Source organism: Williamsia sp. DF01-3, assembly GCF_023051145.1.
Lineage (GTDB): Bacteria > Actinomycetota > Actinomycetes > Mycobacteriales > Mycobacteriaceae > Williamsia.
Genome location: NZ_JALKFS010000005.1, coordinates 2,188,102 through 2,202,031, shown reverse-complemented (window position 1 = coordinate 2,202,031; position 13,930 = coordinate 2,188,102). Strand labels below are relative to the sequence as shown.

Sequence of the window (13,930 nt, the reverse complement as noted above, 5' to 3'; positions counted from 1 at the left end):
CGGCCGACCGATACATCGAAGAAGCCGCAATGAAAAGAGGAACGCATGCCTGTCATCGCTGACAAAACCGGGATCAACAACGTCGGGATTCTCGGCATCGGCGCCTATCGGCCGGATCGCGTGGTCACCAACGCAGAGATCTGCGAGACTATCGACTCCAGCGATGAATGGATCTACACCCGCACCGGAATCAAGACCCGGCGGTTCTGCGGGCCGGACGAGAACGTCACCACGATGGCCATCGATTCCGGACGCAAAGCCATTGCCAATGCGCTGCTCAGCGGTTCGGACATCGACGCCGTCATCGTCGCCACCAACACCCACCTGCTGCTCACCCCCGGTGCCGGCACCGCCGTCGCCACCGCGCTCGGCGCCAACGGCGTGCCCGCCTTCGACGTCACCGTCGGATGCGCCGGATTCGGCTACGCGATGGGTATCGGCGCCGACATGATCCGCGGCGGCAGTGCCACCAACGTTCTTGTCATCGGATCCGAGCAGCTCTCGATCGCGCTCGACATGACCGATCGCGGCAACTGCTTCATCTTCGGTGACGGCGCCGGCGCCGTTGTCCTCGGAGCCACCGAAACCCAGGGCGTCGGCCCGGTCATCTGGGGCAGCGACGGTTCGCAGTACGACGCGATCCGCCAGGACATCGACTGGCTCGAGTTCATCGAAGGCGACCGTAAACAGCGCCCCTACCTGCGAATGGAGGGCACCAGCGTTTTCCGCTGGGCGGCATTCGAGATGGGCAAGGCAGCTCAGCGGGCACTGGACGCCGCAAAGATCGACGCGCAGGAACTCGACGTCTTCGTCCCACACCAGGCGAACGCACGGATCAACGACCTGCTGGCCCGCGGCCTCAAACTCCGCGACGACGCTGTTGTCGCCGGCGACATCGAGACCACCGGCAACACCTCTGCCGCCTCGATCCCGCTGGCCATGGAGGACCTGCTGTCCAACGGCAAGGCCAAGCCGGGCGATACCGCACTGCTGCTCGGTTACGGCGCCGGCCTCAGCTACGCCGCGCAGGTGGTCACCCTCCCGCCGGTTCCTTTCGAGTAGCACCTCCACCGAGCGGGCCGCTCGGCGGTGGCGGCGATTGGTACCCGAACGCGCTGGTCTGTAGCCTTTTCTGAGTGAGTTCCGACCCGACCGCTACACCTGCCGAAACCCCTACCGCCAACAAGGCCGTGGTGGCCCGCGAGGTGGCCCGCCGTCGCACATTCGCGATCATCTCGCACCCGGACGCCGGTAAGTCGACGATGACCGAGGCGCTGGCCCTGCATGCGCGGATGATCAGCGAAGCGGGCGCCATCCACGGCAAAGCCGGCAGGCGCTCGACCGTGTCGGACTGGATGGAGATGGAGAAGGCTCGCGGTATCTCCGTGAGCTCGACCGCACTGCAGTTCAACTACCGGCTCGACAAGACCAGTAGCGGTGTCGACGAGGTCAATGTGATCAACCTCGTCGACACGCCCGGTCACGCCGACTTCTCCGAGGACACCTACCGGGTGCTCACGGCCGTCGATGCCGCCGTGATGCTCATCGATGCGGCCAAAGGACTCGAGCCGCAGACGCTCAAGCTGTTCCAGGTGTGTCGCCACCGCGGCATTCCCATCATCACCATCGTCAACAAGTGGGACCGGCCGGGACGCACTCCGCTGGAGCTGATCGACGAGATCAGCGACCGCATCGGTCTGACCCCCACCCCCTGTACTTCCCTGTCGGCATCGCCGGAGACTTCCGCGGATTGCTCGACCGGCGGACCGGCAAGTACATCCACTTCACACGCACCGCCGGTGGCGCGACGATCGCACCCGAAGAGCTCATCGAACCCGAGGACGCCCTCGCTCGCGAGGAGGACGACTGGACCACCGCGGTCGAGGAGAGTGAACTGCTCTCGGAGATGGGTCAGGACCATGACCAGGAGATGTTCCTGGCCGGCCAGACGTCGCCGATGATCTTCGCCTCCGCGGTGCTCAATTTCGGTGTACGCCAACTGCTTCAGGCGCTGATCGAGTTGGCACCGCCGCCCACGGGCCGCGAGGCGATCGACCACACGGTCCGCGAGGTCACCGACGCGTTCAGCGCCGTGGTCTTCAAGGTGCAGGCGGGCATGGATTCCTCGCATCGAGATCGACTGGCCTACATGCGCATCGTCTCGGGGGAGTTCGAGCGGGGCATGGTGGTCACCCACGCTCAAACCGGGAAACCGTTTGCCACCAAATACGCCCAAGCCGTGTTCGGCCGAGACCGCTCGACGGTGGACACCGCCTACCCCGGCGACGTGGTGGGTTTGGTCAATGCCATGGCGCTGGCGCCCGGCGACACCCTTTACTCGGGTCCGAAAGTTCAATTCCCGCCCATCCCCTCCTTTGCCCCCGAACACTTCTCGGTGTGCCGTGCCGAATCGGCAGGCAAGTACAAGCAGTTCCGCAAGGCCATCGACCAGCTCGACTCCGAAGGTGTTGTGCAGGTGCTGCGCAACGATATTCGCGGCGATGCCTCCCCGGTGCTCGCCGCTGTCGGTCCGATGCAGTTCGAGGTCGTGACGGCACGGATGAAGACCGAGTTCGGGGTCGAGACGAGCTTCCAGGGCCTGCCTTACCAGTTGGCCCGTCGGACCGACGCCGAGAGTGTGGACGAACTGAACCGGCAGCGAGGGGTGGAGGTGTTCACCCGCAGTGACGGGGCACTCCTGGCTCTCGTCAGCGACAAGTGGCGGCTGCAGTACATCGAGAAGGAACACGGCGACCTTACTCTCGAACCCCTGGTGGCGGCGGCAGATTGATGCGGTCACGGTTCCACCGGGTCGCGATGGCGGTCGTCGCATGCGCTCTGGTGACGGCCGGATGCGGCGGCCAGTCGAATTCGCCCGAGTACCCCGTGAGTTCATCGACGGTCGCGCCGACGCCGACGGCCCCGCAGAACGCCAGAGTCGCCGATGACCAGTGCCGATCGACACCGCCGGCCGGCCCGATCGATCACAGTCTGCAGAATCTCTCGTTCGCCACCGGCCAGGCCACGGTCGCGATCACGGGCGCCGAACCACAACAAGGCTGCTATCGCTTCGCGCGGTGGGGCAACGCCGATCCGGCGGTCCCGATCGACAGTCTGCTGTTCCTGTTCAAAGACGAAGGCTCCGACGGCGTCACCATCGACATGCTCGTCGGCGACCTGACCACCCGCACCGCCCTCAATGCGCGGGTGACGGTTGTCGTCGACGGGACCGCCTACGGGGCCGACACCTGTGCGACGACGGTGACCGCCCTGTCCAGCACCGCGGTCGCCGGTGAGTTCAACTGCCCGACCGCAACTCGCGTCTTTGGCAACCCTTTTGCTCCGCTCGACGACACCGAGCCCGAACCCAGCCAGTCGTCACCCCTGCCGACGGTCGCGGTGTCGGGTTGGTTCACCGTCGCTCCGGACGCGGGCTAACGCGAGACGTCGAAAGCCGCCGATGTACCGGTGAAGCCGGTGATCGTGCCCTCCGAATTCTTCGAGTCGCCGAAGTAGCGGATGCGGAACCTGCCGGCCGTCCCGGCAGGAATGTTCCACAGGACGGTGATCACCGAGGTGTCGGTACTGTTGACCGGTCGCGCCCAATGCATCTCGGTCGACCATGCGTTGTCGTCGTAGACCCGGTCCCACGTCCCGGCCGTCCACTGTTGCACTTCGACATAGGTATCTGACGTACGGAGATTGTTGTTGGGGTGGGCGCCGACGAACTCCACGGCCACCGTGCTCGCGCCTCGATAACGAGGCTCAGGACCCCTCAGTACTTCTCCGAAACGGTGCCCCGCGATCGGGACGTCCGGAGGTGGAGGCGGCACGAGATCCGGTTGGATGCCGGATTTGTTCAGCGGCGCCGGTCCCCGTCCGAGATCGGAACCCCTCGCCATGGCCCCGGCGAGGGCGTCGAAACTCTGCATGTACGCCGGCAGTGTCCACCGGCCGAATTGCGTCTCCCCACCCTCGTACTGCTGTGACACATACTCTTCCGGGGTGGTGACGTACTGGCTGTATCCGTTGGCGAAGCCCTGCAGCAGTACGTTGTCCGCCGAGATCTGCAAGGCATGTGCCACCACTTGCCGTACGCGGAGCCCTGAGACGATGGTGAACTCGGCAGGGGCAGCCGCAAGCACGAGATCGCCTATCCGGATGATCTGGACCGGCATGATCTGAGGTATCCATGGCCACGGTGGGAGCAGCCCCAACGGAAACGCGATGAGCTTGGGAGCCTGCGCGTCTCGCACCCATGGCGACACCTCGGCGTCGAGCCCACCCACCGCGGCCACCAACGGATTGACCTGCCCCTCATAGAAGAACGGCAAGGGCTGTTCGAAGTTGTCTTCCGAGCTGGTTGCCACCGCGCCGGCGCCCATCATCGCCGGGCTGGTGCGCGCCGGCTTCCCATCTGGGGTGTACGTACCGTCGATGGCGACGTCGGAGAAGTCGACGTAGTGCACCACAGATTCCACCCCGGTGCGAGTCATCGGCGAGGCAGAGCGGGATGCCTCACGGCCCGCCTGATATTGACGCTCACCGATGATGGCGCAATTGGCCCGGTTGTCGGGCGTGGGTCCAGATGGACTGAACGGCACCAGATCGAGGTTCGGGGTCATGTCTCCGGCATTGGTCTGCGGGAACGCCGCGATCACGCCCGGCTCATCACTCTCCCATCGGTGGCTGGCATAACCCTTGTTGTCCACCGTGATCAGGCGATTGTGGTCGGCGATCGAGGTTCCGTGCGTGGAGAACCAGGTGATCACGCCGATGTCCTTGCCTGCCTGCGCCAGCCGGAGCACGGTCACTGCTGGGTCGATGGCGTCGGGGAACGCATTCTTGTCATGGGGCGGGTTCAGATCGAAGGCGATTCTCGAACGCTGCGCGCTCGCATTGTGCAGCTCGGTTCGCCCGAGCTTCACCGTGCCGGGTGCAAGAGAGTCGTGTGCGCGGCAGATCGCGGCAAATATCCCGTTGACCTCCGCGTCGTAGGAGTTCTTTTTGAAGCCGAACGCGGCCAACGTATACGCGTAGTCCCATGCGGTACCACCACACGAGTTGTGGTTGTGGGTGGCGTTGAGGTTGACGTTCTTCTCGGTGTACAGATCGCCGTACCGTGCCCGCAGCTTGACCAGCACTCCGATGTGGATCGACTCGAACAGGCACGAGGAGTCAGCCGTCACGAAGACCACCCGCTGACCCGAGGCACTGTCTGCGATGATGTATGCCCTTGCGTGATAACGCATGTGCAGTCCCGCGGCGACCTGCTGGGGCTGGGAGTAGCCCATCATTCCTTGGCCTGCCACCGCGCCCGTCATGTCGGAACGTCCGGCTCCCACGAGATAGCCGGTCTGCGCCGGTGCGGCCCCCGCTTGTGCGGAACCGAGCACTCGAGAGGCACCGACCGCCACGGTGGTCGCAGCGGCGCCGCCGAGAACGCGGCGTCGGGAGACTTCTGGTCCGTCGAACTTCATGGTCACCGATCCGTTTGTTCAGTCGCCGAGTACCGACGCGAGGTAGGGGTTGACAAACACTCGATCGGGATCGAGTTCCTCACGCACACTGAGAAACTCGCCGAACCGCGGATACACCGACCGGAGGTGACGAGCGTCGCGGGTGTGCATCTTCCCCCAATGGGGGCGCCCACCGTGGTCGGCCATGATCCGTTCGACCTCGTCGAAGTAACCGTCCACCGGGTCTGCGTGATACCGGTGGACGGCGACGTACCCACTGTCCCGTCCACTCGCCGTCGACAGCATGAGGTCGTCCGCGGCCGCCGCACGAACCTCGATCGGGAAGCTGACCCTGAACCCTCGCCGGTTGATCATGTCGCGTACCTCGTTCAGCGCCTGCGGTACCCGGTCCAGCGGGATCGCGTATTCCATCTCCCGGAATCGAACCCGACGAGGTGAGACGAAGACCTTGGTCGATGCATCCGTGTAGGTCCGAGCCGACAAAGCGTTCCCGGCCAGTGAATTGATCCTCGGAACCGCCGAAGGAAAGCGGGCCCCGACCTCACAGGTGACGCGAAACAGCCCGTTGCTCACGACCTCGTCGTCGATCAACCGCCGGACCACGCCCGGGCCGGACCTGGGTGTGTCAAGGGGAAGCCTGGTGTTGGTCTTCGTCAGTGCGAAACCGGTGTGCGGGAACCAGTAGAACTCGTAGTGGTCGTGGAGCGCGACCTTCTCGAGGAACGAGTCGATGACGTCGTCCACCTGCTCCGGACCTTCCTGGGCGCGCAGGGTGAATGCGGGTACACACTGCAGTGTGACCTCGGTGATCACACCGAGTGCACCGAGCCCGAGTGCGGCGGCCGAAAGCAGTTGGGGCTCGGAGGTATCCACTGTTCGGACGTCACCGTTGCCCGTGACCAACTGCACTGCGGTGATCTGTGTGCTGATCCCACCGTGGCGCAGGCCGGTGCCATGGGTCCCCGTCGATGTTGCACCTGAGATGGTCTGGGCATCCACGTCGCCGAGGTTCGCCATGGCCAACCCGTACGGCGCGAGAAGACCAGGGATCTCGCGCAAGGTGGTACCAGCTCGCAGTGTCGCCCGGCCCGTGGCCGTGTCGACGGCGACGAGTCCGCGTTGCCCTGACATGTCCAGCTGAATCTCTGGAGCAATCGCAATGGCACTGAAGCTGTGTCCCGACCCCACGGCCTTGACGGTCACACCGTTGGTGCGAGCTCTCGCCACCACATCGGCAACCTCATCGGTGCCTCGTGGCGTCACCACCTCGGCGGGGTTCACCGATTCCGTCCGGCCCCAGTTCCGCCACACCGCCGTCACAGAAAGCACTTCCCTTCGCCGCGATAGGTCGGCAGTTCACCGACCACCCTGCCGCCGTCGACCACGAGGATCGAGTTGACGTGTTCACTAAGTTCGCCGGACTTGGTGTGCCGCATCCACACCCGGTCGCCGACCCGCATCTGTTGTGCGGCCTTGCCGGTCAGTGGCGTCTGTACTTCCCCGGCCGCCTCGCGCGGCAGGTAGTCGAGTCCCGCCGGCCACACCGGCAGCGGCAACCGGTCCCGGGCCGGCGGTCCTGACGCCACCCACCCACCGCCCAGGCACGTGACGATGCCCCGCGCCGGGACGCGAACAACCGACAAACCAAAGGACATGGCCGGCGCCGGCTTGAAGTAGGCATAGTTGTCGAACAGGTGGCCGCCGAAGAAACCGCTACCCGCAGCGATGTCCGTGATGGACGGGTCGGTGGCGGTGACCTCGATCGAACCGGTCCCCCCGGCGTTGACGAACTCGAGGTCCGCGATGGTGCGCAGGGCATCGACCACCCGTCCCCGCCGATCGATCAACTCGGCCATCGACCGCCGCTGCATCTCGGCGATCATCTTGTTACGCAAGCGCTTGCGCGGAATTGCATCGCCCACACCGGCCACCTGGGCCTCGTACGACATCACTCCGACCAACCTCACACCAGGCCGCGCAGCCACCTCATGCGCGAGCCGTTTGGCTTGCGCGGCCGTGCGAATCGGCGATCGCCGAACACCGATGTGGCCGAGCAGTCGGGAGGAGTAGGACGCGTCGACGTCGATGGCGACCCTGACGTCAGCAGCGCCCGGTGGCACTGCATGCGCGATGAGGTCGAGGTGGTCCACCGAATCGACCAGGAGGGTGACCCTCTCGGCCGCCACCGGGTCCGTCGACAGTTTCGCGATCGCATGCGAGTTGGCTGTCGGGTATCCCACCAGTACGTCGGTCACAGCTGCCGCAGTGGCGAGCCAGTGGGCTTCGGCGACGTCGTAGGCCAATACACCGGCGAAGCCATCGGCGGCCAAGATCTCACTGATCACCGAACGCACCCGCAACGATTTGGAGGCGATCCGAATCGGCACTCCGCCGGCTCGCGCACGCAGATCTGCCACGTTGTGCCGTAGCGCCGTCAGTTCGAGTACTGCCACCGGCCCGTCGGGCGTACCGTGGTCGCGCACCGCCTGATCGATGGCACGCCAATATGTTTCGGGTTCTGCCGCCCACGGCCACTCCGGTCGCATCACGGCTCCGTCCAGTCCGAGCTCGGTCATCGCACACTCCTGACCCGGAGCACCGACAGACCGCCGAGTAGCCCGAAGAACGCCGACGCGACGAACAGCCCGGTGAACCCGGACGTGAGGTGGACGATGAAGGCCCCGAGCAGCGGGCCCAGCGCTTGGGGCACGGCCATCGCGATGTTCATGATCCCCAGATCCTTTCCGTAGTGGTCGGCGTCGGGCAGCACTTGCGTGGCCAACGCTTGGTCGACGGCGAGGAAGCAGCCGAATCCCGCGCCCAACAATGCGGCCGCGACGATTGTCGTGGCGAGGCCGGGAACCAGCGCGATCACGAGTGCAGCAGCGCTTTGGAGCACCCCGGCAACGAGGACAAACGGCTTGCGCCTCCCGATCCGGTCACTCAGGGCGCCGGATCCGACCGCGACCGCGATGACGAACACCATGTAGACCGCGGTGAGAGCCAGCAGCGACTCCTCGGGCTCGGACACCTCGAGCCCGAACTGGAGGTAGAAGAACAACAGCGATGTCCCGAGCGCATTGCCGATGTTGACGAGCACCCGTCCCAGTAGCGTCCAGCCGAAGTCCGGTTGTTCGCGCGGCGAGATCCACAGCTCGGCGAACAGCGCGCTCACACTGAGGCGCCGTGTCACGACCGATTGCACGGGAGGATCAGGAACCCAAAGGGCAAAGGGCACAACAAATACGACGAGCAACAGCGCCAGCAAGGCATACCCGGCGACGTAGTGTGCACCCACCGCGGTGAGCACAGCGATACCGGCAATGGTGCCGATCGCCTGCGGCGCCGACACCCAGCTCGACACCACCCCGCGCTGCGGGACGGGCACCTGGTCGCTGATCAGTGCGGTCAGTGCCGCTGCGGCCATGCTGAAGCCGGTCAGCGCCAGGCACCAGAAGAGGGCCAGCCCCCAGTAGGTGTGCTGCGGACCCAGCATGACAAGCGCGGCCGCGAAGACCGCCGTGCCGGCGAGGATCCAGGGGCGCCTGCGGCCGAATCGTCCGGTGGTCCGGTCACTCAGGGCGCCGGCGAGCGGGAACGCCACCAGAGCGCACACCGCTGACATCCCGGAGATCGTTCCGAATGTGGTGACGCTGCGTTCCCAGTTGCTCTGCTGCAGTACGTCTCCCACGCCCAGCCAGTCATTGATCTGTTCGGGCAGCGCCAACTGGAACGGCGCAAGCTGCGCCATCCAGATACCCACCCAGGCCAGCGCGAACAGCGCCACCCACCGTCTCGATACCCTGGGCTGCGTCGTGATGGTCACGGCGACACCAGATGTGAACGCAACATGGTCACGGTGGCATCGATGATCCGCTCTGCGATCTCACGGTTGCCGGTGCTGAGGTACGCCAACGTCAGACCATCGGTGGCCGCGACCACCAGCGGTGCGAGATGGCTGGGCGCGGTGGCCCATTCGACATGCATCGCCTCGGCCGCCGCTTCCAGCGTCGTCTGCGCTATTTCGTAGTACCGGTCGTAGAGGCGCTGCGCGAAGTGCTCGAGTCCTTCTGTCCGCCTGGCATATTGCGCCAGTGTGATCATCGCCGATTCACGCCCGGGGTCGGCGATGATGCTCTCGAGATACGACATCAGCCCGGCTTTGAGGAGGTCGCCGATGTCGGCCGGCAGAACCCATTCGGATGCACCTTCGGTGCGACGCTCGGATTCGTCCGGCCCGGAATCGACAGGCCCAGAACCAATTGACTCAGGGCTCGGCGACGGAGGACTCAAGGGCGCGATGAAGGTGGCGAGTTCGTCAGAGGTTCCACGCGCCACCAGCTCGGCGAGTAGTTCGTCGCGCGATTCGAATGCGTAGTGGAAACTGGCGAGTGACATCGAGGCAGCAGCGCTGATCCGCCGGGTGGTAGCGGCTTCGACCCCGTGCTCGGCGATCACCCGGAAAGCTGCCTGGACCAGCAGATCTCTGCGGGTCTCCACGGACATCCTCGCCACGGACCACCCTTTCGCCACCGAGCGAGTGGGTCAGATGACCCACTCGTGGTGTCGAGAGTATGGCACCGGAAGTCACCACGCTGTACGAATGGCCAGGTCGACCAGAATCAGCATGGTCACAACCCACCGCTGCGGGGCCGGACTCGACCTCCGGTCAGGTGACGCTAGCCGACGATGCGGGCAACCACTGCTGGATCCACATCGGCGAGGTCGGCCGGGTCGAAGCGCGGGTTTCGATCCTTGTCCACCAGCACGGCCCGAACCCCTTCGGCGAAGTCGTGAGTGCGGGTGATCTGTTCGGCGGCGTTGAGCTCTCGTTCGAGGCACTGATCGAGCGTTGAGCGGCTACCGAGGTCGATCATGGCAGCCGTCACGGCGAGGCTGGTGGGTGACGCCTTGTCGAGCAGGGCAACCATCTCCGTGGCCCACTCGTCCACCACGGCACCGCGCAACCCGCCCACGATCGCCTCGATCGGGTCGTCGCTGAAGTACTCGGCGATCTTCGCCAGCGGCAACTCGGTCCCGGTGACGGGCTCCGCGCGTCCTGACAACGCCTGACCCAGCGGCACTCCCGAGCGGATGTCGTCCGCCAGGTCCCCGAACAGATCGCTGGGCACGTAGTGGGTGGCCAGGCCGAGCGCCACCGCGTCCGCGCCACGCACCCGCGCGCCGGTGAGACCGAGCCAGAGCCCGACGCCGGCAGGCAGTCGCGGCAAGAAGTAGGTGGATCCGATGTCCGGGATGAACCCGATTGCTGTCTCGGGCATTGCGATCATGGCCTTTTCACTGACCACGCGAACCTCACCGTGCACGCTGATGCCGAGTCCACCACCCATGGCTGCACCGTCGATCAGCGCGACATAGGGCTTGGGGTATTCGGCGATCAGCTGGTCCAGTTCGTATTCTGCGCTGAAATACCGTGTGACAGAAGCGTGGTCGCCGGCAACGGCGGCGTCCCGGATCGCACGGATGTCGCCACCTGCGCAGAATGCCCGGTCGCTGGCCGAGGTGACCAGCACGAGTTCGATGGCCGGATCGTCAGCCCACGCCGTGAGGACGGGAAACATGTCGTCCACCATCGTCTGGTCCAGGGCATTGAGCGCCTTGGGGCGATCGAGGATGATCTCGCCGACCCCACCTGAGACCTGTGTACGGATGAACGACATCGATTCCTCCTTCTCAGCCGACCTGGTCGGCGAGTTCCATCCATGACTCCTCGGCCGCTTCCCGCTCTGCGACAACGTCTTTGAGCTCGGCATTGAGCTTCATCAACTGGTCTGCGTCGGTCGCGGCCGCGGCCAGCAGTTCGTGTAGTTGCTTCTCGCGGTCGGCCAACCGCACCACCTGCTTCTCCAGGCGTTTCAATGACTTCTGCATGTCCCGCTCGCTGCCGGAGCCCTTTGCCGCACCAGCACCCGTCGCCGGGCTCGCGCCGGGGCGCGACGGGGCCGCCGAGGTCGGCGCCGGTCCGGCCGCGAGCTTCTTGAGGTATTGCTCGATGCCGCCCGGCAGATTGGTCAATCGGCCGTCTCCGAACAGTGCCCAGGTGCTCTCGCAGATCCGCTCGATCAAGAACCGGTCGTGACTGATGACCACGAGCGTGCCCGCCCAGTTGTCGAGCAGATCTTCCAGTTGCTGCAACGTGTCGATGTCGAGGTCGTTGGTGGGCTCGTCGAGCAGCAGCACATTGGGCTGCGCCATCAAGACTCGGGTCAACTGCAGTCGGCGGCGCTCCCCACCCGAGAGGTCACCGACCGGCGTGCGCTGCTTGGCCGGGGTGAAGCCCAACCGTTCGGCCAACTGGCCGGCCGATATCTCCTTGTCACCCAGCGTGATCCGGCCGGCCACATCTTCGACCGCCTCGATCACGCGCATGTTGACGGGCAGGTCGTCGAGTTCCTGGCGCAGCCAGCCGATCGAGACGGTCTGACCTTCGATCCTCTTGCCCGCGGCAGGCGGTGTCTCACCGGCCAGCGTGCGGAGCAGGGTTGTCTTACCCGAGCCGTTGATACCGACGAGTCCGATCCGCTCCCCCGGCGCCAGGCGCCAGGTGAGCTCGTCGAGCAGGACGCGTCCGTCCGGGGTCGTCAGCCGTGCATCTTCCAGCTCGATGACAACCTTGCCGAGTCGCCGTTTGGCAAAACTGGCCAGCGCCACCGAATCTCGCGGTGGCGGCACATCGGCGATCAGCTTTTCCGCCGCCTGGATCCGGTACTTCGGCTTCGACGTACGAGCCGGGGGGCCACGCCGCAGCCAGGCGAGTTCTTTCCGGGCCAGGTTTTGCCTGCGCTCCTCGGCAGCGTCGGACAACCGCGACCGTTCTGCGCGGGCGTACACCCAGTCGTTGTAACCACCTTCGTAACTCTCGACGTTGCCGTTCTGCACCTCCCATGTCTGGGTGGCGACGCGGTCGAGGAACCACCGGTCGTGGGTGACCACCACGAGTGCACTGCGCCGCGAGACCAGATGGTCTGCGAGCCAGGCAATGCCCTCGAGGTCGAGATGGTTGGTGGGCTCGTCGAGGATCAACAGGTCGAGGTCCTGGACCAGTGCGGCTGCCAGCGCGACCCGGCGCCGCTGTCCACCCGAGAGGTCGGTCACCAGAGTGTCCAGACCTAGTGCGCCGATGCCGATTCCGGCCAGCACCGAACGGATCCGGGCGTCGCCGGCCCACTCGTGTTCGGCCACATCGAGGGGTCCGAGCACAACCTGGCCGATGGTTTCCTCCGGCGGCAGATGTCCGCGCTGGGTGACCACCGCCATCCGCAGACCGGTGCCCCTGGCGACACGGCCTTCGTCGGGGGGTTCGATACCCGCCAGGATCTCCAGCATCGTGGTCTTGCCACCACCGTTGAGGCCGACGACCCCGATCCGGTCGCCTTCCTGCACACCGAGGCTCACCTTCTCGAGCAGCGGCTTCACCCCGAACGATTTGCTGATGTTCTCGACGCTGATGAGGTTCGCGCCGTTTGTCTTTCGTGCTGCGGTGGTCATGCGGCCCCTTCGATCAGGCGTGCGCCGGCCACCGGTCCGGACGCGGTCCGGACTGCGCGGCACACCCCGGCTCCCGACAACTCGGCGGCGGTGGTCACGGCGGACGTCTCATCGGCACACAGGAACGCGCAGGTCGGTCCGGAGCCGGACACGATCCCGGCCAGCGCCCCGGCGTCGACGCCTGCGCGCAGTGTCCTGCGTAGCGCCGGTCGCATGGACAGCGCGGCCGGTTGCATGTCGTTGTGCAGCAAGGCCGCCACGCGCGCGGGGTCCCCCGACGCCAGCGCCTGCAAGAGTTCGTCGGGCGATTCGGTGTAGGTGCCGGCGTCCTCTTCCGAGGAGTACGACTTTCGGAGTTGATCGAGTTCGCGGTACACGGCGGCGGTACTGAGTCCTTCCTTGGCCACGGCCAGCACCCAGTGGTACTCGCCGCGTGAGAGCACGGTGGTCAATTTCTCGCCACGCCCCGTGCCGAGCGCGGTACCGCCCCGCACCGCAAACGGGACGTCGCTGCCCAGTTCGGCCGCGAGGTCGCGCATCTTGTCGCGACCGATGTCCAGTCGCCACAAACGTGCCAGTGCCACCAGCGTCCCGGCGGCATCCGCGCTTCCCCCGGCCATCCCCCCGGCGACGGGAATCCCCTTGGTGATGCTGATGGCGACAGCGGGCTCGCGACCGGCGACCCGGGCCATCAGCTCCGCCGCGCGCCAGGCGAGATTGGTCGCATCGAGCGGTACCGCGCCGGCGCTGTCGCCGGTGACGGTGATCGACAGTGCGTCGGCCGGGACCACCGAGATGGTGTCCGACAGCGAGAGCGCCTGGAAGACGGTGGTCAATTCGTGATAGCCGTCACGACGTGGCAAACCCACCCCCAGGTGCAGATTCACCTTGGCAGGCACCCGAACGGTGACGGGGCGTGGGACGACAGACAACACGGTGTT

10 protein-coding genes and 1 pseudogene are annotated in these 13,930 nt (G+C 65.7%); 3 read left to right on the top strand and 8 right to left on the bottom strand.

The window, feature by feature from the left end; all coding sequences use genetic code 11:
• Window positions 1–45: 45 nt before the first annotated feature.
• From MVA47_RS12590 to MVA47_RS12580, 3 genes and pseudogenes are all read left to right on the top strand, one after another.
• Window positions 46–1,062 (top strand): beta-ketoacyl-ACP synthase III, encoded by a 1,017-nt coding sequence (locus tag MVA47_RS12590; protein WP_247208202.1) that lies wholly within the window; start codon window positions 46–48, stop codon window positions 1,060–1,062.
• A gap of 200 nt (window positions 1,063–1,262) precedes the next feature.
• Window positions 1,263–2,791, top strand: a pseudogene (locus tag MVA47_RS12585) (peptide chain release factor 3).
• Window positions 2,792–2,817: 26 nt separating this feature from the next.
• Window positions 2,818–3,438, top strand: coding sequence for a hypothetical protein (locus MVA47_RS12580; RefSeq protein ID WP_247208201.1), 621 nt, complete (start codon window positions 2,818–2,820; stop codon window positions 3,436–3,438).
• Here the strand turns inward: MVA47_RS12580 and MVA47_RS12575 are convergent.
• From MVA47_RS12575 to MVA47_RS12540, 8 genes are all read right to left on the bottom strand, one after another.
• On the bottom strand, window positions 3,435–5,480 hold the full coding sequence (locus MVA47_RS12575; protein ID WP_247208200.1) for a neutral/alkaline non-lysosomal ceramidase N-terminal domain-containing protein: 2,046 nt from the start codon (window positions 5,478–5,480) through the stop codon (window positions 3,435–3,437). The genes MVA47_RS12580 and MVA47_RS12575 overlap by 4 nt on opposite strands.
• Before the next feature lie 18 nt (window positions 5,481–5,498).
• Window positions 5,499–6,809 carry a D-arabinono-1,4-lactone oxidase gene (locus tag MVA47_RS12570; RefSeq protein WP_247208199.1) on the bottom strand — a complete coding sequence of 437 codons (1,311 nt, stop codon included), beginning with the start codon at window positions 6,807–6,809 and terminating at the stop codon, window positions 5,499–5,501.
• Entirely contained in the window at window positions 6,797–8,056 is a 1,260-nt protein-coding gene (locus MVA47_RS12565; RefSeq protein ID WP_247208198.1) for an alanine racemase, read from the bottom strand. The genes MVA47_RS12570 and MVA47_RS12565 overlap by 13 nt, the downstream gene beginning before the upstream one ends.
• Window positions 8,053–9,306 carry an MFS transporter gene (locus tag MVA47_RS12560; RefSeq protein WP_247208197.1) on the bottom strand — a complete coding sequence of 418 codons (1,254 nt, stop codon included), beginning with the start codon at window positions 9,304–9,306 and terminating at the stop codon, window positions 8,053–8,055. The genes MVA47_RS12565 and MVA47_RS12560 overlap by 4 nt, the downstream gene beginning before the upstream one ends.
• The gene (locus tag MVA47_RS12555; RefSeq protein ID WP_247208196.1) at window positions 9,303–9,986 is read right to left on the bottom strand and encodes a TetR/AcrR family transcriptional regulator; all 684 of its coding nucleotides are present in this window, start codon (window positions 9,984–9,986) and stop codon (window positions 9,303–9,305) included. Before MVA47_RS12555 ends, MVA47_RS12560 begins: the two co-directional genes overlap by 4 nt.
• 173 nt (window positions 9,987–10,159) lie before the next feature.
• Window positions 10,160–11,161: an enoyl-CoA hydratase/isomerase family protein gene (locus MVA47_RS12550; protein WP_247208195.1), complete on the bottom strand. Its 1,002-nt coding sequence runs from the start codon at window positions 11,159–11,161 to the stop codon at window positions 10,160–10,162.
• A gap of 13 nt (window positions 11,162–11,174) precedes the next feature.
• Entirely contained in the window at window positions 11,175–12,989 is a 1,815-nt protein-coding gene (locus MVA47_RS12545) for an ABC-F family ATP-binding cassette domain-containing protein (RefSeq protein ID WP_247208194.1), read from the bottom strand.
• Window positions 12,986–13,924: a 4-(cytidine 5'-diphospho)-2-C-methyl-D-erythritol kinase gene (locus MVA47_RS12540; protein WP_247208193.1), complete on the bottom strand. Its 939-nt coding sequence runs from the start codon at window positions 13,922–13,924 to the stop codon at window positions 12,986–12,988. Before MVA47_RS12540 ends, MVA47_RS12545 begins: the two co-directional genes overlap by 4 nt.
• Between the last annotated feature and the right edge of the window lie 6 nt (window positions 13,925–13,930).

Excerpts from the sequence above, each read along its gene's own strand:
- MVA47_RS12590 (WP_247208202.1), top strand. The coding sequence starts at position 46 with ATGCCTGTCATCGCTGACAAAACCGGGATCAACAACGTCGGGATTCTC.
- MVA47_RS12580 (WP_247208201.1), top strand. The coding sequence starts at position 2,818 with ATGGCGGTCGTCGCATGCGCTCTGGTGACGGCCGGATGCGGCGGCCAG.
- MVA47_RS12575 (WP_247208200.1), bottom strand. The coding sequence starts at position 5,480 with ATGAAGTTCGACGGACCAGAAGTCTCCCGACGCCGCGTTCTCGGCGGC.
- MVA47_RS12565 (WP_247208198.1), bottom strand. The coding sequence starts at position 8,056 with ATGACCGAGCTCGGACTGGACGGAGCCGTGATGCGACCGGAGTGGCCG.
- MVA47_RS12555 (WP_247208196.1), bottom strand. The coding sequence starts at position 9,986 with ATGTCCGTGGAGACCCGCAGAGATCTGCTGGTCCAGGCAGCTTTCCGG.
- MVA47_RS12550 (WP_247208195.1), bottom strand. The coding sequence starts at position 11,161 with ATGTCGTTCATCCGTACACAGGTCTCAGGTGGGGTCGGCGAGATCATC.
- MVA47_RS12545 (WP_247208194.1), bottom strand. The coding sequence starts at position 12,989 with ATGACCACCGCAGCACGAAAGACAAACGGCGCGAACCTCATCAGCGTC.